Consider the following 22,741-nt stretch of genomic DNA (forward strand, 5'->3'; position numbering starts at 1 on the left):
TTCACTCCCACTCAATCGACCGCGCCGGGATGCCCCGCGCCGATCAGGATGCGGCAAATCCCTGAATGTTTGTTACCCGGCATGGCGCCGGGCTCAGGCCTGTTGGGTGGGATAAAGCGTGAGGATGTTGACGTTGACCCTGGGCGGTTGCGTCACCGCGTAGAGGATGGCAGCGGCGATGTCCTCGCTCTCGAGCTGCTCCATGTCGCCCAGTCTGGTCTCCACCGCCTGGCGGACATCGGGGCGCATCTGCGCGACAAACTCGGTCTTGACGGCCCCCGGCTCGATCGTCGTGACGCGGATGCCGTCCTTCCCGACTTCGCGTCGAAGCGATTCCGCCATGGCGCTGGCAGCATGCTTGGTCCCGGAATAGACCGTTGAGGCATGGATATAGCGTCCGGTGCCGGATGAGAGGATTACGATGTGTCCCGAACCTTGCCGCTTCATTCCCGGCAGCGCGGCATGGATCGGGTAGAGCAGCCCCAGGAAGTTTACCTCGATCATCTGACGGTATTCAGCTGTCGTGGTGTTCTGGAACGGCGCGGCGACACCAACGCCGGCGATGCAGAGCAACATGTCGAGCCGCCCAAACTCCTCGATAGCGCGCAGCACCATCGCCGAGACCTGTGCCTCGTCCGAAACATCGACTTCGAGCGGAAGCGCCTGGCCGCCGGCTTGGCGGATCCGCTCCGCAAGATCACCCAAGCGCTGCATGCGTCGGGCTGCGATCGCCACGCACGCTCCCTCGGCTGCCAGAGCCACGGCCGTTGCTGCTCCAATCCCGGATGACGCTCCGGTCACCAGCGCGACTTTTCCGGTCAGTTTGCCTGTACTCATGCGATGTTTCCGTTCGTCTTGTTCCCGCAGCTCGCAGGATTGAACGACTTCTTGACGAAATCGCGGTGCGGCTTGCGCGGAGCGGAGCGGACGTGCGCGAGGATCCGAGGCGAGGCTGCCGCGCAGCAGCAGCAAGCCCCAATACGAATGCGACCGATTCCGCTTTTCGCGGTGGGCTTCAGCAACTCCAAACCGGCCGCGCGGTATCGACCTGACAGCGAAGTTGATCGTCGTCGCCCACGCGCGTGCCGCTGCGAATCGGGGACCAGAACGGCGAGAAACTCCGGGAAGCTCGTCGCGACCAACTCCACGCGGTCCTCGCCAGGCTCCTGTTCGTGATCCCACCAATAGACGGCTCCGGTGCTCGGACCCGTGCGGCAATCCAAAAGGTAGAGGTTACCGCCTTGGTCTTCGCCAACTGGCAACATCCCTTCGGGAAGGACGTCGCCAACCAGTTCATAACAACCATCGAGTTGGCGGTAGTCTTCAGCGTCCCCGATTTCGAAGATGCAGCTCACATCCCAGTAGTCGGGATTGGTCGAGACGACCTGAACCGGACGAGACGGCTCTTCCCTATGTGACCGCAGGAAGTCGCGATACGCCATGGGCAAGCTGGCCCCAAGCGCAGCTTCCAAGTTCTCAATTCGTTGTTCGGCGTCCATGACGCGATGCTAGGGCTCGATCCGATTTGGATCAATCGTCATTCCCCCCTGGTTCTTGAGCTTTCGATGCTGCCGGATCACTTTTTAGGCGTGCCGTCAGATGGCAGCTCTGCCGACCCGCCGATTTTCTTCGCGACCACATAGACGTCGACGCCGCTCATCGAGCATTCCTCGCTTGATGCCTGGTTTTTCGTGATGACCTCGATTGTCTTGCCATCCTTGGTGTGAAACGTGATGTCGTAAACCTGGAGGTGGAGGTCCTTGCCGATCTTTTCGGATGCGAGACGAACGGCCTTGGTCTGCGCCTCGATCACTGACGGGATATCGATCAGGCCGGCGTTCTTGAGGTGCACGAGGGCCATGTTGGTGGGCCAACTCGCGCAGTCCGGAGACTTCGCCAGAGCCCCCGCAGCCGGCATGGCAAATATCGCGGCCATCACCACTTTCAAGGCGGCGCGCATCAATGTACCTCCTCGATGGTGTGGTCCACTTTTATAAATCTGCTTGCGCCTGTTGATGGGCAGGACGGCAATGGACATGCCGTCGCAGTCGCCGCGCTTGCAAAGCTTCTCGCCAGGCTTGAGCTTCTGAAGTCCCGTATCGGTCAACAAGGTATTCTCCGTTCGGTTCGCTGTCACATACCATCATGAACCATCATGGTACAGGAACCGACCGAAACGGAGCCCCCAAAACGTGCCCTGCCGCTGCCTACTTCTCGGCGTCGAGTGCTAGCTGAACCGCAGGCCTAGCCATGACCCGCCCGGCGTGCGCGACGATGTTGGGAAACGGCGAGAGATCGAAGCCGGTGAACGCTCCCCATCGCCCGATCACGAAAAGATAGGCGTCGGGGAGAGTGAAGGCCGAACCGGTCAGGAACGGTCGTGCATCGGCGAGCTCCTGCTCGATCAGCGCAAACCTGCGATTCAGGTAGGCTACGGTCGAGGCACGGGCGTCAGGGGTCAGCGCTGGATCGAACAGCCGCCCGAACGGCTTGTGCAACTCGGTGCTGATATAGGTCAAATAGCTGTTGACCCGTGCCCGCTCGATCGTGCCGAAGAGCGGCGCGAGTGTGCCAGGCGCGTATCTGTCGACGAGATACTGCGTAATCGCAGGACCTTCGGTGAGAACCTCCCCGTCATCGAGCTCCAGCGCGGGCACGTAGCCCTTCGGATTGATCGTCAGATAGTCGTTTCCCGACTCGGTTCGCTTGGTCACCGGATCGACGCGGTCGAGCGTAAAGGGCAGATCGAGTTCGCGCAGCACGATGTGCGGCGACAAAGAGCATGAGGAGGGAGAGTAGAACAGCTTCATTGCATGTACCTTCTAAAGAGAGAGGAGATCAGCTTCATGAGGTGTAGCTTCATGAGTTCTAGCCTGGCCTCCCTGCGAGGTCGGCGAACACCAGCGCTTGGCGCCATCCGGCAGGGCTCGTCCTCATGGCCTGGCGGAACGCGTCGGCCATCGTCTCTGCCAGCCACGCCGCGTCCAGCCCCCCGAGATCAACCGCGGCCAGCCCGGCATCCGCCGCCAGCGCGGCAGCCACCCTCTTCGCTTCCGCGTCGTCGCTGGCGAGGAACACCTGTGCCCCTGACGCCGTCAGCCGTTCGGGGTTCTCCCTCAGCAACCGCATCACCACAGTATTGAACGCCTTCACCACGCGCGCCCGCGGTGCGGCCGCCTGCAGCTGCTCGGCGAAGCTTGGTCCCTCGGGACGCGGTGAGGCGTAATCGCCGACCGAACCGGGCTCTCGGTTGTTCGGGTCGAGTACGATCTTCCCGGCGAGCATGTCCGGGTTGGCGGGCATGACGCCGCGCGGCGTCCACAATACGACCTCGCCGAACGCCGCAGCCTGTTCCTGTGTGGTCGCTCGCGCACCGGCAAGACCCGACACCGCCTCCGCAGCGCGAGCCGGGTCACGCGAGCCGAAGGCCACTTCGTGACCCGCCCGCGCCCAGATGGTCCCTAAGGTCTGCCCCACCGGCCCAACACCCACGATTCCAATGCGCATCATCGTTTTCCTGCTTCTGACACTGCCAACGTAAGGGCGCGGGGCCGCGCAGGGCAGGACAAATGGGTTGCGGCTGAAGCAACCAAATGTATTGAATGAAGCATGGACACTCTGCGCGCCGCCGTCGTCGTTCTCCGTGTTGCCGAGGCCGGCTCCTTCGCCGGGGCCGCGCGCGAGCTCGGCGTGACCCCGGCCGCAATTGCCCGCCTCGTCGGCCGCTTCGAGGCCACGCACGGTGCGCGCCTGTTCCGCCGCTCGACCCGCGCACTCTCCCTCACACCCGACGGTGAGCGCTTCCTCGCCGAGGTCCGAGGCCCGGCCCTCGCACTCGCGGCTGCCGCCAGCCGTCTCGGCGCACCAGTCGGAGTCGCGGGTACGGTGCGCGTGACCGCAGCCGCCTCCCTCGCTCCGCCCCTGTTGCACGCCTTGGCCTCGCTTCTGGAGCGGTACCCGGCCCTGCGCGTGGAGTTGGCCCTCGATGACCACTTCGCCGACCTCGGCGGCGGACGCTGGGATCTCGCGGTTCGGATCGCGCCCCGGATCGCCGACGCCAGTCTCCTCGCCCGGCGCCTTGCGCCGTTGCCGCTCATCACCCTTGCCGCGCCCGCCTATCTTGCCAGGCACGGGACGCCTCTAACGCCTGATGATCTCGCAAAGCACCGGCTGATCGGCCTGCGTTTTCCGGCGACGGGACGGGTGATGCCCTGGCTGTTCCGCGCACCGGGCGGCACGCGCCGCCTCCAGCCCGACTTCGCACTGACCGTGGACGGTTCGGATGCCCTGCGCGCAGCGACGGTGCTTGGGGCCGGGATCGGGCAAGCTGGCTCGGAGGGAACGGCGGCTCTCCTCGGCTCGCGCGGTCTCGTGACGGTACTCGACGCCTACGCACCGCCTCCATGGGCGGTGTGGATGTTGCGCGCGCCGGGGCCCGCAGGACCGGCGCTTGCCGCAGTCATGGACGCGTTCGTCGCGGCGTTTCGGCGGAAGAAGAAATGACGACAGAGGCGATAGGCCGTGCGGGATGGGCGGACGACGTATGCGAATTAGGGTGACAGTGCATTCAACTCGCAAGCCTTCGTTTTCTTAGAAGGCTTCTTTGGCGAGCGACAGTAAATACACTGTCACCGCAATCCTAGTGCCGAGGTAGCTCTCACCGTGCGCCTGGCAACGGCCGATTCCAGCCTCAACTACGCCGTCACTGCGCGCAACCAATGCGCAACTTGAACATACTTTTCTGTAGCGCTACATTTTTGTGTTGGTCTGAATAAACTGAATCGATATCGCTCGCGGAAAAGGCAGTCGAAATATGCGGATTGCGAACCTGGGTGACTTTGTCTCAGTTCTGAAGACAAAGTTGGCGGCGATTGACAAAACAGGCACATCTCGCGCCGGCAGACCGTTTGATCATTGGTACCGAGGCGAACGTGATAGCACCTGGCAGTTGCAGCCTAAGGCATTTCGGAACCAAAAGTACATTGAACGAGATTTAACGAATCGTTTTCGTGTCTTGTCCAGATCCAGACACGAACGACTCCCAGAATATGACAACTATGGTCAGTATCTGAGCCTGATGCAGCATTACGGATTGCCAACCCGTCTTTTGGACTGGTCCACATCGCCGCTGGTCGCTTTATACTTTGCAGTCGAAAAGTATATTTATGAGCCGAAACATCCACTCACCGACGCATCCGTGTGGATCTTAGATCCTTATCTGCTAAATCAACTCGAGATCGGAGAAGCAATAACACCTTCGATCGAGGGGTGGTCTGTGAGAAGATTTCTTAGAGGAGCATTCTCAGATTATGGACCTTGGCAATTGGATTTTAGTGGCGACGAAATCGACTATGTGGAATTGACGTTGAACAAAGTGTGCGCCGTAATGGGGGCCGAAACAGACACCCGAATATTTGCACAGCAGGGTAGCTTCACTATTCATACGCTGAAGGCGCCGCTGCAAGCTCACAACGCGGCCGGACAGTTCCTAGACCAACTTGTAATTCCAGCAGCAAACGTTCTCGGAATAGCTGAAGAAATTCACCTCTGTGGCTTCAGAAGAAGCACCTTATTTCCCGATTTGGGAAGCCTAGCTGAGGATTTAGAAACGCGCCAAATTTGAACGTGTTGTTGCGCACGCGATCATTAATCCGGGATCATCACGACCGACGTACTATCAAGGTCGTGAGGCTGAGGTCAGCGAATCTCCAGCAAGCCTTGGAGGTAGAGCGAAGCTGCGTCGGTTAATTCGTTGTCAACGCGATGGGTTTCACCGCTCTGTCCGTCAATGCGCTGCGTAGTCCTGGACGTCCTCTTCACCATGACATAGATTTTGGCGTCACTCACATACGCGCAGGGCCGGGTCAAAATGGTTGTCTGGACGCAAGAAGACGTTGCAAAGCGCTCTACGGAGCAAATCAAGATCATCCAAGAAAATGCTGCGAGGCAAGGTCGGAGCGACATTGTCGCTCTATGCGTCATCGAGCTTGAACATCGGAAGCCCCCTCGCATCAAAAGTCTCAAGACGAAATCACCGGAACGCAGACCCGACCAATACGTATGTGAATTTCACTTCATCTGCCCAAGGGAAATCGGCGTAGCGGAAAATGCAGACGGGTCAGTCTGGACAGGAACTTGGGTCGTCGCCGAAGACAATGCGGCCGACGCACAAACGTATAATTCAATTGTTGCATTGCATACGAACAAGGCGGAAGCATCGTACTTGCAAGGAGAAATCCGAGCTTGGCGAAAAGCGCCCAGACAGAAAAATTATGCTGAAGGGCAAATAGTCAAAATCGCATCGGGCATCGACTTTCAGTTCGTGCCCAACAACAATCCTATTCCGTGGCACGGCGACGCGACTGGTGAGAAAGGATATCGTTGGGCTGACATCCCAAACTCTGCATCCTGACCCCTACTCCCACTCGATCGTCCCAGGCGGCTTGCTCGTCACGTCATACACCACCCGGTTCACGCCCTTCACCTCGTTGATGATGCGCGTGGCGGTCTCGCCTAAGAACTTCATGTCGAACTGGTAGAAGTCCGCGGTCATGCCGTCGGTGGAGGTGACGGCGCGCAAGCCGACCACGAAATCATACGTGCGGCCGTCGCCCATGACGCCGACGGTCTTGACCGGGAGCAGCACGGCGAAGGCCTGCCAGATGTCGTCGTAGAGGCCGTGCTTGCGGATCTGGTCGATGTAGACCGCGTCGGCCTTGCGCAGGATGTCGAGTTTTTCGCGGGTGATGTCGCCGGGGCAGCGGATGGCGAGGCCGGGGCCCGGGAACGGGTGACGGCCGACGAAGATTTCGGGCAGGCCGAGCTCGCGGCCGAGCTTGCGCACCTCGTCCTTGAACAGCTCGCGCAGCGGCTCGACCAGCTTCATATTCATGCGCTCGGGGAGACCGCCGACATTGTGGTGCGACTTGATCGTCACCGAGGGGCCGCCGGTGAAGGAGACGCTCTCGATCACATCAGGATAGAGCGTGCCTTGGGCGAGGAAGTCGGCGCCGCCGATCTTCTTGGCCTCCGCCTCGAACACCTCGATGAAGAGGCGGCCGATGGTCTTGCGCTTGGTTTCGGGATCGGTGACGCCTTCGAGCTCGCCGAGAAACTGTTTCGAGGCATCCACGTGCACGAGCGGGATGTTGTAGTGGTGGCGGAACAGGTCGACCACGGTCTTGGCTTCATCAAGACGCAGCATGCCGTGATCGACGAACACGCAAGTGAGCTGCTCGCCGATGGCTTCGTGGATCAGCACGGCCGCGACCGCGGAATCGACGCCGCCGGAGAGGCCGCAGAGCACCCTGCCCTTGCCGACCTGGGCGCGGATCTTCGCGATCTCCTCCTCGCGGAAGGCGCGCATGGTCCAGTCGCCGGAAAGGCCTGCGATCTTGCGGACGAAATTGCGGATCAGCTTGGCGCCATCGGGCGTGTGCACCACTTCCGGGTGGAACATCAGGCCGTAATATTTGCGCGTCTCGTCCTGGATGATCGCGAAGGGCGCGTTCGGCGAGGTGCCGGCCACCGAGAAGCCCGGCGGCATCTTGGTGATGCGATCGCCATGGCTCATCCAGACCTGGTTCTTGCCGCCCGGTGACCAGACGTCCTCGAACAGCTTGCTCGGCGCCTTCACCTCGACATCGGCGCGGCCGAATTCGCGGTGATGGCCGCCCTCGACGGTGCCGCCGAGTTGCTCCGCCATCGCCATCTGGCCGTAGCAGATGCCCATCACGGGCACACCGGAATCGAAGATTGCTTGCGGGGCGCGGGGCGAGCCCGCCTCATGCACCGATTCAGGCCCGCCGGAGAGAATCACCGCCTTCGGCTTCATCTCGTTGAAGGCTTGTTCGGCCTTGTTGAACGGGACGATCTCGCAATAGACGCCGTCCTCGCGCACGCGACGCGCAATGAGCTGCGTCACCTGGCTGCCGAAGTCGACGATGAGAATCTTGTCATGCGCCGAGGCCACGGAGGGCGTCGACGCGGAGCGGTCGGTCTGTGCTGCTGTCATGGCAAGCAAATACGCGACGGGGACTTTTCCTGCAACCGCGCGGGCCGCGCGCCCACATTCTTCTTTGGGCATGGACAAATCAATATAGGTAAGTATTATTGACCTAATATGGTCCGTCACTCACCAAGGGCCGAACAGGGAGAACGTCATGCCACAGCATCATCAGCCGTCGAATCTCGCCGCGCTCGGCCGCACCTGGGTCGAGGCCTGGAACGCGCGCGATCTCGAACGCGTGCTCACGCTCTATGACGAGGACGCCGTGATGACGTCGGACCGCATCCCCGCGATGGGCTTCGACGAAAGCGGCACCGTGCGCGGCAAGGATGCGTTGCGCGCCTATTGGGGCAAGGCGCTCGCCCTGTTGCCGAACCTGCATTTCTCGCTGATCGAATTGTTCGTCAGCCCTGATAGCGTGGTGGTGTTCTACGAGAACGAGCGGGGAAAGCGGATCTGCGAATATCTGCGGGTGAATGCGGCCGGAAAGATCGTGCAGGGATCGGCGAATCATCCGGTGCACTAGCTTGTCCCCGTCATTGCGAGCGTAGCGAAGCAATCCAGAATCTGTCCGCGGAGATAGTCTGGATTGCTTCGTCGCAAGGGCTCCTCGCAATGACGGAGACTGTGGCGAGCACATACGCTAACAACACCGGCGCCGGCTCTGACACAGGATTCCAGATGAAGCTCCCCACCTCCCCCTTCACCGTCACCGACTGGAGCAAGGTCGAGCCGACCATCCATCCCGGCGAGACCGGGCAAGCGCAGTGGCGCACGCTCAACATCGGCGAACTCCGGGTGCGGATGGTCGAGTATACGCCGGGCTATCTCGCCGACCATTGGTGCGACCGCGGCCACGTGCTGTACGTGCTGCAGGGCGAGCTCGACAGCGAGCTGCGCGACGGCCGCAAGTTCAAGCTCACGGCTGGGATGAGCTACCAGGTCTCGGATTTCGGCGACGCCGCGCACCGGTCCTCGACGGCGACCGGGGCGACGCTGTTTATCGTCGATTGAGCGCCCCGGAAGGGTTAATTTGCACCGCAAAATAGCAAAATGCGGCGACATTCCGAGCGACGGGTGGTGCCTTGAAGTGGCCCCAAAATCTCGCTATATTGTGATCATCGATACTTGGCCGAACGACTGGGCCGCTTCGCTTCGTTGCTGACGGGCGCGCACGCTTCAGATGATTTCTCCAACATCGACTGATCAGGATTATGGGCGCAATAGTGCGTACCGGTCCGCGTGTTAACTTCTTAAGCAAAGGAAATTCCCATGGCTATGGGCACCGTGAAGTGGTTCAACAATCAAAAGGGTTTTGGTTTCATTCAGCCGGATGACGGCGACAAGGACGTGTTCGTGCACATCAGCGCCGTCGAGCGCGCTGGCCTCTCGACCCTCAACGAAGGTCAGAAGGTCTCGTTCGACATCGTCGCCGATCGTCGCAGCGGCAAGTCCTCGGCTGACAATCTCCGCGTCGGCTAACGCCCGCGCACCGTTCTGACCACGGACGTACCGGCAGAACGCAGACTCAGAAAACCCCGCGACCGGGTTCCGGTTCGCGGGGTTTTTGTTTGGGGGCCGCCGCACCCACCAAGAGCGGCTATGACGCTACGATTTCTTCAAGACCGCGACGAAGAACCCGTCCGTCCCGGTCCGCCGCGGCGTCATCAGCCAGCCTTCCGGCGATTGCAGCGCGGCTTGCGCAAACTCCTCCGCCTTGTCCCAGAGCACTCTGGCGGTCTGCTCGGGCGGCACCACCGCGAACTCGGGATGACGGGAGGTGAACGCCCTCACCTGCTCGCCGTTCTCCTCTGAAAGCACCGAGCAGGTGATGTAGGCGATGCGGCCGCCGGCCTTGACCAGCGGAACCGCACGCTCGAGCACCTCGGTCTGGTCGCGCAGGCGAATCTCCAGCGCGCCCGGGCGCATGCGCCATTTGGCATCGGGGTTGCGGCGCCAGGTTCCGGTTCCCGTGCACGGCGCGTCGATCACGACGAGGTCGGCGGTGGCGCTGATCTCGGCCAGCGGATCGGCCTCGCCCTTGGGCGTGCGCACATCGGCATTGTGGACGCCGGCGCGCGACAGGCGTTCGTGAATGGGCGCAAGCTGCCGCTTGTCGCTGTCGGTCGCGATCAGCCGGCCCTTGCCCTGCATCATCGCGGCGAGCGCCAGCGTCTTGCCGCCGGCCCCGGCACAAAGATCGATCACCTGCTCGCCGGGTTTTGCGGCGGTCAAGGCAGCCGCCAGCTGCGACCCCTCATCCTGCACTTCAATGACGCCCTTGATGAAATCCTCTTCGGCCTGGATGCCGGGGTTGCGCGCATCGGCCGAAAGCTCGATGCGCAGGCCGGTTGCCGACCACTGCGTCGGTTTCGCATGAAGATGAGCAAGCGCCCCCAGCGCCTTGTCGCGATTGGATTTTAGCGTGTTGACGCGTAGGTCGAGCGGCGCCCGGCTCGCCATCGCGGCCGCCTCCGCGACGCGCTCGTCGCCGAAGGCTTTTGCCAAATACGGATCCAGCCATTCCGGATAGTCGCCGGCGATCGCGGCCGGGGCACCTTCAAGCGACCGCGAGGCGAGCGCGGCCTGCTCGGCCTCGGTCAATGGCGCAGGGGCAAAGCGGCTGCCGTCGAACAGCGCGGCCATCGTGGCCGCATCCATGTTGCGCTCGAGACGAAGCATGCCGATCAGCCGCGACCGCGCGGTATCCGAATCCATCAGGTAGGCGCTGGAGGCATAGCGGCGCAGCACGTCCCAGACCAGGCCGGCAATGGCGGCGCGGTCGCCGGAGCCGGCGAAGCGGTGCGCGGTGCCCCACTCCTTCAACGCCTTGGCCGCGGGCACGCGATCTTTCTCGATGGTGTCGATCAGTTCGATGGCTGCGGACAGCCGGGCAGCGGGAGTCATTTGAATCTTTCAGATCAGGATCGGCGAGTAGCGCCTAGATCAGCAACAGCATTTTCAACGCGAAGTAGATCCACATCGCGAGCAGGACGAGCACGCCGGCGAGCCAGATCGTGGAGCGGCGGCCGAGGTTGTTGGAGGAGACGAAGATTCCGGCATGGACGAAGCGCGTCACCACGAACACCCAGGACATCAGCACGATGAAGAGATCGGCGTGGCGCAACGGGAGCGCCAGCGCGATCAGGGCATAGAACAGCACCGGCAATTCGAACTGGTTGCGGTAGCAATTGGCGAATTGTGTGGCGCCCTTGGGCCAGTTGGGCTCGCCCAGCGCAATGTCACGGCTCTTGGTCTCGCCGGAGACGAGCGCGCGCCGGCGTCCCATTGCCATGGCGATCAGGAGTGCGAAGGTGAGACCAACCTGCACGAAGACCGGCAGCAAAACCATTTGAACGGACATCGGAATTTCCCGGGATTTCCCATCGGGCGGAAGCCACAGCTAGCGTCCATTAGCTGTCACCGCTGGTCCTGACAATCAACGAGTTGAACCGGCGTTCCCGATGAGGCGACCAACTGTCGACAGTTAAAGCGATTTTGGCCCCTCGGGGGCGCAAGGCGAAAGACCGCCATGAACACCCTCTTCAGCCAGATCGGCAGCCTGACTGGCGCTTTGACCGAGTCCGCCGACGGGCAGTTCGGCATCCTGATGTCGGCGCTGGCCGGCATCGCGACGGCGCTTGCGGTGGCGCTGGCGATGACGGTCTACTTCCGAATGAGCTATCGGACCTGGCGCGATGTCCTCAGGCATGGCCTCGCTGCGCTCGCCGCCCTCGCTCTGTTCGCTTTTGCCGCCTACGACATGCGCCATGCCGCGCTGGCCTATCTTGGCCTCAATCCGTCAAAACCCGCGGTCGAGTTCGAGATCCGCATGCCCAAGGAGACCTTGGCAGCAGTATCCGACACCCAGATCGAGCTGCATACCGACCGAAACCAGACGCTGGCACTGGTCGAGGGCGTGCGGGAGCTCGGTGATGGCCGCTCCGTCCTGCGTGGCGCGGTGGCGCTCAACCACCGCACCGCGGACCGCGTGCTGGTCGTGAACCTGCCCGGCAAGGGCACCTTCGAATTCCGCCTCCGCCTGCCCGCCGAGCCGCATCGCTCCGAGCAGTCCGGTGCTCAATTCGGTCCTTGGCACCTCGCCGACCGCATCGCCTCGCCGTTGACAAGCGCGGTCGCGCCGCAGGACGCCTATATGATCCGCTATCGCGTGCTTTAAACATTGTTCGATCGCTGGCCACGAACGCACCGTCATCGTTCCGACGTCGGGCGTGGCCTATGATCGATCCATGTCCGAATTTCGCCTGACACAGATCTCCGACACCCATCTTGGCCGGCGCTTCCCCGGCCTGATCGCCAACTTCCAGGCGCTGAGCGCGCACATCGACACCGATAGGCCCGACCTCGTCGTCAACACCGGCGACGTCTCGTTCGACGGGCCGACCAGCCGCGACGATGTCGAATTCGCCAAGGGCCTGCACGATGCCCTGCCCGTCGCCTGCCGCTACATCCCTGGCAATCACGACATTGGCGACAATCCGACCGCGGTTGGCCCCGCGCCGAAGCCGCCGGTCGCGGAAGCGCATCGTCAGCAATTCCGCGAGATCATCGGCGAGGACCATTGGTCGTTCGAGGCCGCGGGCTGGTGCTTCATCGGCCTCAACTCGCTGGTGATGAAATCAGGGCTCGCCTTCGAGGCCGAGCAGTTCGACTGGCTCGCCTCGGAAGTTTCGCGCACGAACGGCAAGCCGGTGGCGCTGTTCGTACACAAGCCGATATTTCTCAACGGGCCCGACGACCCCGAGACGCCGGAGACGTCGATCCGCTACGTGCCGCAGCCGGCCCGCGCGCGGCTGATCGAGATGTTTGCACATGTCGACCTGCGCCTCATCGCCAGCGGTCACGTGCACCAGCGGCGCGACTTCACCTGGCGCCACACCCGCCACGTCTGGGCACCGTCGGCCGGCTTCAAGATCAACGATGCGCGCCAGGACCGGATCGCGATCAAGGAGGTCGGCCTTGTGGAGTACCGCTTCCAGCCCGACGGCTTCGAGGTTCGCCACGTCAGGGCCGCGGGCCAGGTCGATATCGATATCGAGGAGCTGCTCGCCCAGATGGGCGGCGAGCATTAGCGCTTCCCGTCGCTGCTCAAGCGACGCTTTTGAGATCCTGCTGGATCGCGGCAAGCAAGGACTGCAGCGCGTCGCTGTTCACCGGCTTGGCCCCGGTATTAGCGGGCTGAACATTGGCAGGCCGCGCGGCTTTGACCGGACGCTTGGGGAACGGCGGCGTGGGCGTGGGCATCGCGGATTGCGCGAACACGTCTTCAGTATGGACGAACTTGCCATGAATGACGTCGTCGCGACGGCCCATGACAAACATCGTCGCCCAATAACCGGCGGCCACAAGGATTACGCAGAAAACAACAAGCTCTAACATCATCGCACCTGAAATATGCGCAATGATTCAATGCCTTCGCCTGCTCGTCAATGAACCGACGGTCACACCTGCGGCTTTTACGGGCGGGTGTGGCCGATCGGTCACTCTTTGTTAACCATACCCGGCCGCTGAGGGGGCCGAGAGCGGCGGATCAAGCTTTGTCCGGCCCAACCCGCACCAGCTGCTTGCCGAAATTGGCCCCCTTCAGAAGCCCCATGAAGGCCTCGGGCGCGCTCTCCATGCCCTCGGTGACGAACTCCTTGTACTTGACCTTGCCCTCGCGGACCCAGCCGGACATGTCGCGCAGGAAGTCGCCGTGGCGGGAGGCGAAGTCGGAGACGATGAAGCCGCGGAAGGTCAGCCGCTTGGTCAGGGTCGCGCGCATCATGCTGGCGGCCCATTTCGGCGGCTTCGCTTCGGTGTCGTTGTAGTGGGCGATAAGGCCGCAGACGGGCACGCGCGCAAACGCATTGAGCAGAGGGAACACCGCCTCGAACACGGCGCCGCCGACATTCTCGAAATAGACGTCGATGCCTTTCGGGCAGGCGTCCTTCAGCTTCGCCGCCAGATCGGGATCGCGGTGATCGATGCAGGCATCGAAGCCGAGCTCCTTCACGACGTAATCGCATTTGTCCTTGCCGCCGGCGATTCCAACCGCGCGTGCGCCCTTGATCTTCGCGATCTGTCCCACGGCCGAGCCGACCGCACCGGAGGCACCGGCGACGACGACGGTCTCGCCTGCTTGCGGCTTGCCGATATCGAGCAGGCCCGTGTAGGCGGTCATGCCGGGCATGCCCAGCACGCCGACGGCCGTCGAGATCGGCGCGAGCTTCGGGTCGATCTTGTTCAGCCCCTTGCCGTCGGAGATCGCGTGCGTCTGCCAGCCCGCGCGCGAGAGCACGATGTCGCCTTTGGCGAAGTTCGGATTGTTGGAGGCTGCGACCTCACAGACCGTACCGGCTTCCATCACGCCGCCGACGGGCACCGGGGTCGCATAGGACGGACCGTCGCTCATGCGCCCGCGCATATAAGGATCGAGCGAGAGCCAGATCGTGCGCAGCAGGACTTCACCTGCCGCAGGCGTCGGCACGGCGAATTCCTCGATGCGGAAATCGGACGGCTTTGGCTCGCCGACGGGACGCGCGGCGAGAACGATGCGCTTGCCTTGGGACATGATGGCTTCCTCCTGATTGCTTTGTCGCAATCATTTAGGAGGTGGGCGGGAATGAAGCAAACCCAACAGGCGCTGTCATGCCCCGCCTAGTGCGCAATTGCGCACGGGGGGCGGGGCATCCAGTACTCCGAGACGGTCTTAATAGAGCCGAGAAGCCGCAGCGTACTGGATGCCCCGGTCGAGCCGGGGCATGACAGCGGAATGTGGAGCGCCTAACCCCCGCCCGGATAGTTCGGCGCCTCGCGCGTGATGGTGACATCGTGGACGTGGCTTTCACGCAGGCCCGCGCCGGTGATGCGGACGAACTGGGCCTTGTCGTGCAGGTCCTTCATGTCCTTTGCACCAACATATCCCATCGCGGCGCGCAGGCCGCCGGCGAGCTGGTGCATGACGTTGCCGACCGGGCCCTTGTAAGGCACCTGGCCCTCGATGCCTTCGGGCACGAGCTTGAGCGTGTCCTTGATGTCCTGCTGGAAGTAGCGGTCGGCCGAGCCGCGGGCCATCGCGCCGACCGAACCCATGCCGCGATAGGCCTTGTAGGAGCGGCCCTGCCACAAGAACACTTCGCCGGGCGTCTCGTCGGTGCCGGCGAGCAGCGAGCCGACCATCGCGATGTCGGCACCGGCAGCGAGCGCCTTGGCAAGGTCGCCGGAGAACTTGATACCACCGTCGGCGATGACGGGGATGTCGGACTTCTTCGCCGCCTCGACCGCATCCATGATCGCAGTGAGCTGCGGCACGCCGACGCCGGCAACGATGCGCGTGGTGCAGATCGAGCCCGGGCCGATACCGACCTTGATGCAGTCCGCGCCCGCATCGATCAGCGCCTGCGCACCCTCCGAGGTCGCGACATTGCCGGCAACGACCTGCACGGAATTGGACAGGCGCTTGATGCGGTTGACCGCATGGAGCACGTGACGGGAATGGCCGTGCGCGGTGTCGACCACGACGAGATCGACGCCGGCGTCGATCAGCCGCTCGGTGCGCTCGAAGCCGCTATCACCGACCGTGGTGGCGGCGGCGACGCGCAGGCGGCCCTGCGCGTCCTTGCAGGCCAGCGGATGGGCGACCGCCTTCTCCATGTCCTTCACGGTGACCAGGCCGACGCAGCGATATTGCTCGTCGACCACGAGCAGCTTCTCGATGCGATGCTGATGCAGCATCCGCCGCGCCTCGTCCTGGCTGACATTCTCGCGCACCGTGACGAGACCTTCATGCGTCATCAGCTCGGAGATCTTTTGCTGGCGGTCGGTGGCGAAGCGGACGTCGCGGTTGGTGAGGATGCCGACCAGCTTGCCCGGCGTGGACTTGCCCGCACCGGTGACGACGGGAATGCCCGAGATGCCGTGATCGCTCATCAGCTTGAGCGCGTCGTCCAGCGTGGCATCGGGGCTGATGGTGAGCGGGTTCACCACCATGCCCGACTCGTAGCGCTTGACCTGCCGCACCTGGGCGGCCTGCCCTTCGGGATCGAAATTGCGGTGGATGACGCCGATGCCGCCGGCCTGCGCCATGGCGATCGCCATGCGGGCTTCGGTGACCGTGTCCATGGCGGAGGCCATGATCGGGATGTTGAGCGGAATCGCGCGGGTGACGCGGGAGCGGATGTCGACCTCGCCCGGCATGACGTCCGACAGGCCCGGCTTCAGCAGCACGTCGTCGAATGTGAGGGCTTCGCGAATGCCTTGTTGCACGGTGGCCATGTGCCAACTCCTTCCGCGGCCCTGCCGCAAATAGCTATGGATGAGCGCCGCCCTCGGCGTGCCTTGCGGCAACGCCGGAGAATCGGAGCCCATCGGTGGGGTTGACGCGGGTCGATAGCACGAGTGGTTGACGAATCAAAGCAATTCGGACCGCCGGCCAGCCATGCACAGGCTTTTTAGGCAAATTCAGCGGGGGACAGCCTCGCGGCGCCTCGTACTGGCGAACGACGCCCCCGTGCCGGTAGATCATCGCGATCTCCGGCGCAGGGCGCACCCCACCTGGGCTCACGCAGGATTTAGGTGCCATGCGTCGATCCGCAATGGTCGCGGCCCAGCGGCGGTGATAAGCCGCAATTCCCGCCCCTCCTTCTGATTTCCATTACCAATCCGTCATGGTCGACAAGCAACGCATCATTCCGCTGATCGTGGCCACTGCTCTCTTCATGGAGAACATGGACTCGACGGTCATCGCCACGTCGCTGCCCGCGATTGCGGCCGATATCGGCACCAGCCCACTGACGCTCAAGCTCGCGATCACCTCCTATCTGTTGTCGCTTGCGGTGTTCATCCCGGCGAGTGGCTGGACCGCCGACCGGTTCGGGGCGCGCATGGTGTTTGCGATTGCCGTCGGCGTGTTCATGGTCGGCTCGGTCGGCTGCGCGCTCTCGACATCGGTCACCGATTTCGTGTTCGCCCGCATCCTGCAAGGCATGGGCGGGGCGATGATGACGCCGGTCGGGCGCCTCGTGCTGCTGCGGTCGGTCGACAAGAGTGCGCTGGTCAATGCCATGGCCTGGGTGACGGTCCCTGCCCTGATCGGCCCCGTGATCGGGCCGCCGCTCGGCGGCTTCATCACGACTTACGCGTCGTGGCACTGGATCTTCCTGATCAACATCCCGATCGGGCTGCTCGGCATCTTCATGGCCTTGCGCTTCATCGATCCTATCAAAAGCGAGGAACGAGAGCCGTTCGACCTCTACGGCATGGTGCTCGCGGGCCTCGGGCTCGCCGGCATCGCCTTCGGGCTGTCGGTTGCCGGCCTCAATCTGCTGCCATGGAGCACGGTTGCCACTCTGGTCGCCGGCGGATCGATCTCGATGACGCTGTATGTCATTCACGCACGGCGAACGGGGTCGCCGGTGCTGGACTTCACGCTGCTGAGGCTGCCGACACTGCGCGCGGCCATTTTCGGCGGTTTCATGTTCCGGCTCGGCATCGGCGCGCTGCCGTTCCTGTTGCCGCTGCTGATGCAGATCGGCTTCGGCCTCTCGCCGTTCAAGTCCGGCCTCGTCACGTTTGGCTCCTCGCTCGGCGCCATGGGCATGAAAGCGCTGGCCGCACGCATCATCCGCGCCTTCGGCTTCCGCAACCTGATGACGGTGAATGCGATCATCAGTGCAGTTTTCCTCGCCGCCTGTGCGCTCTTCACCGTGACGACGCCGCTGCTGATCATCATGATCATCCTGGTGGTTGGCGGCTTCTTCCGTTCGCTCGAGTTCACCGCGATCAACACGGTGGCCTATGCCGAGGTCGAGCACGCGCAGATGAGCCGCGCCACCACGCTCGTCAGTGTCAACCAGCAGCTCGCGGTCTCGGCCGGTGTCGCGGTCGGCGCTGCGTCCGTGGAGACGACGATGTGGCTCAGCCACGTCAGCGAGCTCAACGCCAGTGTGTTTGCGCCGGCCTTCATCGTGGTCGCCCTGACCTCGGCAGCGTCGAGCTGGTTCTTCTGGCAGATGCCCGCTAATGCCGGCCACGAAGTCTCCGGCCGCAAGGCCGTGGAGATCGCGAGCCGCAAAGGTGCCGGCAAGGGCGCGGAGAAGGCGGCCGTGAAGGCCGCAACCGAGGATACGCAGGACGTGCGGGATCAGCGGCTGGGGTAGCCAGCACCACTCTCGATGTCGTCCCGGCGCAGGCCGGGACCCATACGCCGAGACGGCAGTTCGGCGCGAGACGGCAATTGGCAGTCTTCGCCAAACTTAATTCGGTGGTTATGGGTCCCGGCCCCCGTGCGCAATTGCGCACTAGGCCGGGACGACGATCAAATGCCGCCCCGAAATCCCGTCGCGAGAACGTAGCGCTCGGAGGAATCCGCGCGGCTCGCGGCCGGCTTGACGTGCCGTACCGTGGCGAAATCGCGCTTGAGCTGGGCGAGCAGCTCGGCATCGGCCCCGCTCTGGAATGCCTTCGCCAGGAAGGTCCCGCCCGGCTTCAGCACATCGCAGGCGAACGCGGCGGCGGTCTCGATCAGGCCGACGATGCGAAGCTGGTCGGTCTTGCGGTGACCGGTGGTGTTGGCAGCCATGTCGGACATCACGATGTCGGCGCCGCCGTCGAGCATCGCCTTGAGCTTGTCCGGCGCGTCATTGTCCATGAAGTCGAGCTGCGCGAACTCGACGCCGGCAATCTCGGGGATTTCCAGCAGGTCGATCGCGATGACCTTGCCCTTGCCGTCGACCGAGCCGACGCGCTTGGCAGCGATCTGGCTCCAGCCGCCCGGCGCCGCACCGAGATCGACCACCGCCATGCCGTGCTTGAGCAGCCGGTATTTGTCGTCGATCTCGAGCAGCTTGAACGCGGCGCGCGAGCGATAGCCCAGCGCCTTCGCCTTCACCACATAGGGATCGTTGAGCTGCCGCTCCAGCCAGAGCTTCGATGACAATTTGCGCTTGCCATGGGTCTTGACCTGGACGTGCAAGCGGCCGGTGGTGTCCTTGGCCATCTCACCAGCTCCTGAGCGCGCCGTCTTCGCGCATCATTTCGACCAGCATGCCTTCGCGCAGGCCCCGGTCGGCGACGCGCAGACGTGGCAGCGGAAAAGCGCGGCGGATCGCGTCGAGGATGGCGCAGCCGGCCAGGACGAGATCGGCGCGCTCGACGCTGATGCAGCTGTTCGCCGCGCGCTCCTCGTAGCTCATGCCGAGCAGCTTGTTGATGGTTGCGGTGACGTCGGTATCGTTCATCCAGACGCTGTCGATGCGGCGGCGGTCGTAGCGCGCAAGATTGAGATGGATGCCGGCGAGCGTCGTCACAGTGCCTGACGTGCCGAGCAGATGCATGTCGGCGAGATCGCCGCCATGCTGTTCGGCGAACGGCTTGATGTGATGGGCGACCTCGCGCTCCATCGCGGCGTAGATCTCCGGCGTCACGTCGCGCCCGCCGAACTGCTCGGCAAGCGTGACCACGCCGAACGGGATCGACATCCAGGCTTTGATGCGCGGCTCCGGATTTGCGGCGTCGCGCTCGATCCGCACCAGCTCGGTCGAGCCGCCGCCGATGTCGAACAGGATCGCGCCGCGCCCCCTGGGATCGACCAGCGGCGAGCAGCCGAGCACGGCAAGCGCCGCCTCGGTCTCGCGATCGATTACCTCGAGCTCGATTCCGGTCTCGGCAGCCACGCGGCTGCGAAAGCCTTCGGCGTTCGAGGCGGCGCGGCAGGCTTCGGTGGCGATCAGCCGCAGCCGCCGCGCCTTGCGCAGGTTGATCTTGTCGCGGCAGATGCCGAGCGCCACGATGGCGCGTTCGATCGCGGCCTCGCTGATGCACCCCGTTGCCGAGACGCCCTCGCCGAGCCGGATGATGCGCGAGAAGGAATCGACCACGCGAAAGCCGTCGTGAGTCGGACAGGCGATCAGGAGCCTGCAATTGTTGGTGCCGAGGTCGAGCGCCGCGTAGACGCCGGTTCCCGGCGCTTGCGCGCCGACGGCCGGTTCAGTGGCGAACGCCGCCGCCATCGACCCCAGCTCACCGTGCGGCGCAAGGCCGTCGCGGAGCCGCGTGTGGTCATTCATACAAACTGTCTTTCCGCGGCCGGTTGGGCCGATCTGGAATTGCTTTTTCGCCTGAAACCTTAGCAGCGCGCCAATCCTGCGCAACAACGCATCACATGGGACCATGCCCATTCGTGCGTTGTCGTGAACGGGCCGGTGGGCTATTTTTGAGGGGTCCGGTCTCCCCAGGCGCCCCCAAACCGCGCATTTGCCGGCTTTTCAGGTCAATTCCATGCAAGAACACACCAAATCCTCCACGCTCGAAAACGCTATTGCACTGCAAAAATATGGTGTCGGGCAGCCGGTCCGCCGCAAGGAGGACGATACCCTGGTGCGCGGCAAGGGCCGCTACACCGACGATTTCAACCTGCCCGGCCAGGCCCATGCCGCGATCGTCCGCTCGACCCATGCCCACGGCATCATTCGCGGCATCAACATCGACGCCGCCAGGGCGATGCCGGGCGTGCTAGGGGTGTGGACCGGCAAAGACCTCGATGCGGCAGGCTACGGCCCCTTCACCTGCGGCCTGCCGCTGAAGAGCCGTGACGGCTCGCCCCTGCTCCAGACCAACCGGCAGCCGCTCGCAACCGACAAGGTCCGCTTCGTCGGCGATCCCGTCGCCTTCGTGGTGGCGGAGACGCTGGCCCAGGCGCGCGACGCGGCCGAGGCGGTCGAGCTCGATATCGAGCCGCTGCCGGCGGTGACCGATCCCGAGCAAGCCGCAAAACCTGGCGCGCCGCAACTCTACGACCACATCCCGAACAATGTCGCGCTCGACTACCACTATGGCGACATCGAGAAGGTCAACGCCGCCTTCGCCAGCGCCGCGCACGTGACCAAGGTCGACATCGAGAACACCCGCGTCGCCGTGGTCTCGATGGAGCCGCGCGTGGGCCTTGCCTCCTACGACAAGAAGACCGAGCGCTACACCATCCAGATGCCGACACAGGGCGTCGCCGGCAACCGCGCCAACCTCGCCAAGAACCTGAAAGTGCCGAACGAGAAGGTGCGCATCCTCACCGCCAATGTCGGCGGCTCCTTCGGCATGAAGAACGTCAACTATCCCGAATACATGTGCATCCTGTACGCGGCCAAGGAATTGGGACGGCCGGTGAAATGGCTGGACGAACGCTCGACCAGCTTCTTGTCCGACAGCCACGGCCGTGCGCAGAAGATTCACGCCGAGCTCGCGCTGGACGCCGAGGGACATTTCCTGGCCGCCAAGCTCTCGGGCTACGGCAATCTCGGTGCTTACATCACCGGCGTTGCCCCCAGTCCGCTCTCGCTCAACACCAGCAAGAACTTCTCCAGCGTCTATCGCACACCGCTGATGGCGGTCGACATCAAGACGGTGCTGACCAACACCACGCTGATGGGCGCCTATCGCGGCGCCGGCCGGCCCGAGGCGAACTATTACATGGAGCGGCTGATCGACCGCGCCGCCGACGAGATGGGCATCAACCGCCTGACCTTGCGCAAGCGCAACTTCATCAAGCAGAACCAGATGCCGTTCGCCGCGTCCTCCGGCGTCACCTACGACAGCGGCGACTTCCAGGCTGTCTTCAACAAGGCGCTCGAGATCTCCGATCACGAGAATTTTGCCAGGCGCAAGAAGGAGAGCAAGAAGTCCGGCAAGCTGCGCGGCATCGCCGTCGGCTCCTATCTGGAGGTGACCGCACCTCCCGGCGTCGAACTCGGCAAGATTGTGTTCGATCCCGATGGCTCGGTGCAGCTCATCACCGGTACGCTCGATTACGGCCAGGGCCACGCATCCGCATTCGCGCAGGTCCTGTGTGCGCAGCTTGGCGTGCCCTTCGACAGCGTCAAGCTGGTGCAGGGCGACAGCGATATCGTCCATACCGGCAATGGCACCGGCGGCTCGCGCTCGATCACCGCGACCGGCATGGCGATCGTGGGTGCCGCCAAGCTCGTGATCGAGAAGGGCAAGCGCGCCGCCGCGCATATGCTGGAGGCCTCCGAAGCCGACATCGAATTCGAAGGCGGCAGTTTCACCATCGCCGGCACCGACCGCAGCATCGACATCATGGAGCTGGCAAAACGCCTGCACGACGGCAAGACGCCGGAGGGCGTGCCCGACAGCCTCGACGTCGATCACACCAGCGAACCGGTGCCCTCGGCCTTCCCGAACGGCTGCCATGTCGCCGAAGTTGAAATCGACCCTGAGACCGGCGTCGTGCAGATCGTGCGCTACAGCGCGGTCAACGATTTCGGCACGGTGATCAATCCGCTGCTGGTCGCGGGCCAGCTCCATGGCGGCGTCGTCCAGGGCATCGGCCAGGCTCTGATGGAGCACGTCCGCTACGACGAGAGCGGCCAGCCGATCACGGGCTCGCTGATGGACTACGCACTGCCCCGCGCCGAGGACGTTCCGAACATGACGATCGGCGACCACCCGGTGCCGGCCACGACCAATCCACTCGGCAGCAAGGGCTGCGGCGAAGCCGGTTGCGCCGGCAGCCTGTCAACGGTCGTGAACGCGGTGATCGACGCGCTCTCCGACTACGGCGTCAAGCACATCGACATGCCGCTGACTCCGGAACGCGTGTGGCGCGCGATCCAGGATGCGAAGGGGAAAGCGGCGTAAATCACGCTCTCTCCTTCGTCATGGCCGGGCTTGACCCGGCCATCCACGCCGTGAGGCATCAAGAACGTGGATGCCCGGGAC

The 22,741-nt window shown here is 63.5% G+C and carries 23 protein-coding genes; 10 read left to right on the top strand and 13 right to left on the bottom strand.

The features are described 5' to 3' along the window. Window positions 1–93 precede the first annotated feature (93 nt). From AC0L3U_RS21350 to AC0L3U_RS21370, 5 genes are all read right to left on the bottom strand, one after another. Window positions 94–837, bottom strand: a complete 744-nt coding sequence (locus tag AC0L3U_RS21350) for an SDR family oxidoreductase (protein ID WP_473363086.1) — start codon at window positions 835–837, stop codon at window positions 94–96. Further along, on the bottom strand, window positions 834–1,499 hold the full coding sequence (locus tag AC0L3U_RS21355) for an SMI1/KNR4 family protein (protein ID WP_473363087.1): 666 nt from the start codon (window positions 1,497–1,499) through the stop codon (window positions 834–836). Before AC0L3U_RS21355 ends, AC0L3U_RS21350 begins: the two co-directional genes overlap by 4 nt. 77 nt (window positions 1,500–1,576) lie before the next feature. Further along, window positions 1,577–2,110: a hypothetical protein gene (locus AC0L3U_RS21360; protein ID WP_473363088.1), complete on the bottom strand. Its 534-nt coding sequence runs from the start codon at window positions 2,108–2,110 to the stop codon at window positions 1,577–1,579. A 97-nt stretch (window positions 2,111–2,207) separates the two neighbouring features. Further along, window positions 2,208–2,810, bottom strand: a complete 603-nt coding sequence (gene gstA, locus AC0L3U_RS21365; RefSeq protein WP_473363089.1) for a glutathione transferase GstA — start codon at window positions 2,808–2,810, stop codon at window positions 2,208–2,210. A gap of 58 nt (window positions 2,811–2,868) precedes the next feature. Next, window positions 2,869–3,510 carry an NADPH-dependent F420 reductase gene (locus AC0L3U_RS21370; protein WP_473363090.1) on the bottom strand — a complete coding sequence of 214 codons (642 nt, stop codon included), beginning with the start codon at window positions 3,508–3,510 and terminating at the stop codon, window positions 2,869–2,871. A gap of 99 nt (window positions 3,511–3,609) precedes the next feature. On the opposite strand from AC0L3U_RS21370, the gene AC0L3U_RS21375 reads away from it, so the two are divergent. The 3 genes from AC0L3U_RS21375 to AC0L3U_RS21385 all read left to right on the top strand — a co-directional run bounded on the left by AC0L3U_RS21375 (window position 3,610) and on the right by AC0L3U_RS21385 (window position 6,412). Next, window positions 3,610–4,503, top strand: a complete 894-nt coding sequence (locus tag AC0L3U_RS21375; RefSeq protein WP_473363091.1) for a LysR family transcriptional regulator — start codon at window positions 3,610–3,612, stop codon at window positions 4,501–4,503. 358 nt (window positions 4,504–4,861) lie between these two features. Beyond that, window positions 4,862–5,623 carry an FRG domain-containing protein gene (locus AC0L3U_RS21380; protein ID WP_473363092.1) on the top strand — a complete coding sequence of 254 codons (762 nt, stop codon included), beginning with the start codon at window positions 4,862–4,864 and terminating at the stop codon, window positions 5,621–5,623. 246 nt (window positions 5,624–5,869) lie between these two features. Beyond that, window positions 5,870–6,412: a hypothetical protein gene (locus tag AC0L3U_RS21385; protein WP_473363093.1), complete on the top strand. Its 543-nt coding sequence runs from the start codon at window positions 5,870–5,872 to the stop codon at window positions 6,410–6,412. A 3-nt stretch (window positions 6,413–6,415) separates the two neighbouring features. Here the strand turns inward: AC0L3U_RS21385 and guaA are convergent, their stop codons facing one another. Continuing rightward, window positions 6,416–8,014, bottom strand: coding sequence for a glutamine-hydrolyzing GMP synthase (guaA, locus tag AC0L3U_RS21390; RefSeq protein WP_247360693.1), 1,599 nt, complete (start codon window positions 8,012–8,014; stop codon window positions 6,416–6,418). A gap of 148 nt (window positions 8,015–8,162) precedes the next feature. Here guaA and AC0L3U_RS21395 point away from each other — a divergent pair, with 148 nt between their 5' ends. The 3 genes from AC0L3U_RS21395 to AC0L3U_RS21405 all read left to right on the top strand — a co-directional run bounded on the left by AC0L3U_RS21395 (window position 8,163) and on the right by AC0L3U_RS21405 (window position 9,490). Further along, window positions 8,163–8,534 carry a nuclear transport factor 2 family protein gene (locus AC0L3U_RS21395; RefSeq protein ID WP_473363094.1) on the top strand — a complete coding sequence of 124 codons (372 nt, stop codon included), beginning with the start codon at window positions 8,163–8,165 and terminating at the stop codon, window positions 8,532–8,534. 155 nt (window positions 8,535–8,689) lie between these two features. Then, entirely contained in the window at window positions 8,690–9,022 is a 333-nt protein-coding gene (locus tag AC0L3U_RS21400) for a DHCW motif cupin fold protein (protein ID WP_473363095.1), read from the top strand. A gap of 258 nt (window positions 9,023–9,280) precedes the next feature. Continuing rightward, the gene (locus tag AC0L3U_RS21405) at window positions 9,281–9,490 is read left to right on the top strand and encodes a cold-shock protein (protein WP_007592195.1); all 210 of its coding nucleotides are present in this window, start codon (window positions 9,281–9,283) and stop codon (window positions 9,488–9,490) included. A gap of 126 nt (window positions 9,491–9,616) precedes the next feature. Here AC0L3U_RS21405 and AC0L3U_RS21410 read toward each other — a convergent pair whose 3' ends face one another. Both AC0L3U_RS21410 and AC0L3U_RS21415 read right to left on the bottom strand, forming a co-directional pair. Next, a complete protein-coding gene (locus AC0L3U_RS21410) occupies window positions 9,617–10,915 on the bottom strand; it encodes an RsmB/NOP family class I SAM-dependent RNA methyltransferase (RefSeq protein ID WP_473363096.1) in 1,299 nt (432 codons plus the stop codon). A gap of 34 nt (window positions 10,916–10,949) precedes the next feature. Beyond that, a complete protein-coding gene (locus AC0L3U_RS21415; RefSeq protein ID WP_275167293.1) occupies window positions 10,950–11,372 on the bottom strand; it encodes an MAPEG family protein in 423 nt (140 codons plus the stop codon). Window positions 11,373–11,540: 168 nt separating this feature from the next. Between AC0L3U_RS21415 and AC0L3U_RS21420 the strand changes: the two genes are divergently transcribed. Next, on the top strand, window positions 11,541–12,188 hold the full coding sequence (locus AC0L3U_RS21420) for an acriflavin resistance protein (protein WP_473363097.1): 648 nt from the start codon (window positions 11,541–11,543) through the stop codon (window positions 12,186–12,188). A gap of 70 nt (window positions 12,189–12,258) precedes the next feature. Further along, window positions 12,259–13,101, top strand: a complete 843-nt coding sequence (locus tag AC0L3U_RS21425) for a metallophosphoesterase family protein (protein WP_473363098.1) — start codon at window positions 12,259–12,261, stop codon at window positions 13,099–13,101. A 16-nt stretch (window positions 13,102–13,117) separates the two neighbouring features. On the opposite strand, the gene AC0L3U_RS21430 is transcribed toward AC0L3U_RS21425, so the two are convergent. The 3 genes from AC0L3U_RS21430 to guaB all read right to left on the bottom strand — a co-directional run bounded on the left by AC0L3U_RS21430 (window position 13,118) and on the right by guaB (window position 16,285). After that, window positions 13,118–13,408, bottom strand: coding sequence for a hypothetical protein (locus AC0L3U_RS21430; protein WP_354161479.1), 291 nt, complete (start codon window positions 13,406–13,408; stop codon window positions 13,118–13,120). A gap of 151 nt (window positions 13,409–13,559) precedes the next feature. After that, window positions 13,560–14,582 carry an NADP-dependent oxidoreductase gene (locus AC0L3U_RS21435; protein WP_473363099.1) on the bottom strand — a complete coding sequence of 341 codons (1,023 nt, stop codon included), beginning with the start codon at window positions 14,580–14,582 and terminating at the stop codon, window positions 13,560–13,562. Window positions 14,583–14,794: 212 nt separating this feature from the next. Then, window positions 14,795–16,285: an IMP dehydrogenase gene (gene guaB / locus AC0L3U_RS21440; protein WP_007609139.1), complete on the bottom strand. Its 1,491-nt coding sequence runs from the start codon at window positions 16,283–16,285 to the stop codon at window positions 14,795–14,797. A 392-nt stretch (window positions 16,286–16,677) separates the two neighbouring features. On the opposite strand from guaB, the gene AC0L3U_RS21445 reads away from it, so the two are divergent. Beyond that, the gene (locus AC0L3U_RS21445) at window positions 16,678–18,168 is read left to right on the top strand and encodes an MFS transporter (protein WP_473363100.1); all 1,491 of its coding nucleotides are present in this window, start codon (window positions 16,678–16,680) and stop codon (window positions 18,166–18,168) included. Window positions 18,169–18,326: 158 nt separating this feature from the next. Here AC0L3U_RS21445 and AC0L3U_RS21450 read toward each other — a convergent pair whose 3' ends face one another. Together AC0L3U_RS21450 and AC0L3U_RS21455 are read right to left on the bottom strand one after the other, a co-directional pair. Continuing rightward, window positions 18,327–19,007, bottom strand: coding sequence for an RlmE family RNA methyltransferase (locus AC0L3U_RS21450; protein WP_473346467.1), 681 nt, complete (start codon window positions 19,005–19,007; stop codon window positions 18,327–18,329). 1 nt (window position 19,008) lies between these two features. Next, complete coding sequence (locus tag AC0L3U_RS21455) at window positions 19,009–20,076, bottom strand: Ppx/GppA phosphatase family protein (protein ID WP_473363101.1); 1,068 nt, start codon at window positions 20,074–20,076, stop codon at window positions 19,009–19,011. Between the two features lie 211 nt (window positions 20,077–20,287). Here AC0L3U_RS21455 and AC0L3U_RS21460 point away from each other — a divergent pair, with 211 nt between their 5' ends. Further along, window positions 20,288–22,660 (top strand): xanthine dehydrogenase family protein molybdopterin-binding subunit, encoded by a 2,373-nt coding sequence (locus AC0L3U_RS21460; protein ID WP_473363102.1) that lies wholly within the window; start codon window positions 20,288–20,290, stop codon window positions 22,658–22,660. Window positions 22,661–22,741 lie beyond the last annotated feature (81 nt).

It is taken from the genome of Bradyrhizobium sp. Kon69, from assembly GCF_055807515.1.

Coding starts and splice junctions, on each gene's coding strand:
- AC0L3U_RS21405 (WP_007592195.1), top strand. CDS start 9,281: ATGGCTATGGGCACCGTGAAGTGGTTCAACAATCAAAAGGGTTTTGGT.
- AC0L3U_RS21395 (WP_473363094.1), top strand. CDS start 8,163: ATGCCACAGCATCATCAGCCGTCGAATCTCGCCGCGCTCGGCCGCACC.
- AC0L3U_RS21420 (WP_473363097.1), top strand. CDS start 11,541: ATGAACACCCTCTTCAGCCAGATCGGCAGCCTGACTGGCGCTTTGACC.
- AC0L3U_RS21410 (WP_473363096.1), bottom strand. CDS start 10,915: ATGACTCCCGCTGCCCGGCTGTCCGCAGCCATCGAACTGATCGACACC.
- AC0L3U_RS21435 (WP_473363099.1), bottom strand. CDS start 14,582: ATGTCCCAAGGCAAGCGCATCGTTCTCGCCGCGCGTCCCGTCGGCGAG.
- AC0L3U_RS21415 (WP_275167293.1), bottom strand. CDS start 11,372: ATGTCCGTTCAAATGGTTTTGCTGCCGGTCTTCGTGCAGGTTGGTCTC.
- AC0L3U_RS21455 (WP_473363101.1), bottom strand. CDS start 20,076: ATGAATGACCACACGCGGCTCCGCGACGGCCTTGCGCCGCACGGTGAG.
- AC0L3U_RS21460 (WP_473363102.1), top strand. CDS start 20,288: ATGCAAGAACACACCAAATCCTCCACGCTCGAAAACGCTATTGCACTG.
- AC0L3U_RS21400 (WP_473363095.1), top strand. CDS start 8,690: ATGAAGCTCCCCACCTCCCCCTTCACCGTCACCGACTGGAGCAAGGTC.
- AC0L3U_RS21375 (WP_473363091.1), top strand. CDS start 3,610: ATGGACACTCTGCGCGCCGCCGTCGTCGTTCTCCGTGTTGCCGAGGCC.
- AC0L3U_RS21385 (WP_473363093.1), top strand. CDS start 5,870: ATGGTTGTCTGGACGCAAGAAGACGTTGCAAAGCGCTCTACGGAGCAA.
- AC0L3U_RS21355 (WP_473363087.1), bottom strand. CDS start 1,499: ATGGACGCCGAACAACGAATTGAGAACTTGGAAGCTGCGCTTGGGGCC.
- AC0L3U_RS21425 (WP_473363098.1), top strand. CDS start 12,259: ATGTCCGAATTTCGCCTGACACAGATCTCCGACACCCATCTTGGCCGG.
- AC0L3U_RS21445 (WP_473363100.1), top strand. CDS start 16,678: ATGGTCGACAAGCAACGCATCATTCCGCTGATCGTGGCCACTGCTCTC.
- AC0L3U_RS21350 (WP_473363086.1), bottom strand. CDS start 837: ATGAGTACAGGCAAACTGACCGGAAAAGTCGCGCTGGTGACCGGAGCG.
- AC0L3U_RS21430 (WP_354161479.1), bottom strand. CDS start 13,408: ATGTTAGAGCTTGTTGTTTTCTGCGTAATCCTTGTGGCCGCCGGTTAT.
- gstA (WP_473363089.1), bottom strand. CDS start 2,810: ATGAAGCTGTTCTACTCTCCCTCCTCATGCTCTTTGTCGCCGCACATC.
- AC0L3U_RS21370 (WP_473363090.1), bottom strand. CDS start 3,510: ATGATGCGCATTGGAATCGTGGGTGTTGGGCCGGTGGGGCAGACCTTA.
- AC0L3U_RS21450 (WP_473346467.1), bottom strand. CDS start 19,007: ATGGCCAAGGACACCACCGGCCGCTTGCACGTCCAGGTCAAGACCCAT.
- guaB (WP_007609139.1), bottom strand. CDS start 16,285: ATGGCCACCGTGCAACAAGGCATTCGCGAAGCCCTCACATTCGACGAC.
- guaA (WP_247360693.1), bottom strand. CDS start 8,014: ATGACAGCAGCACAGACCGACCGCTCCGCGTCGACGCCCTCCGTGGCC.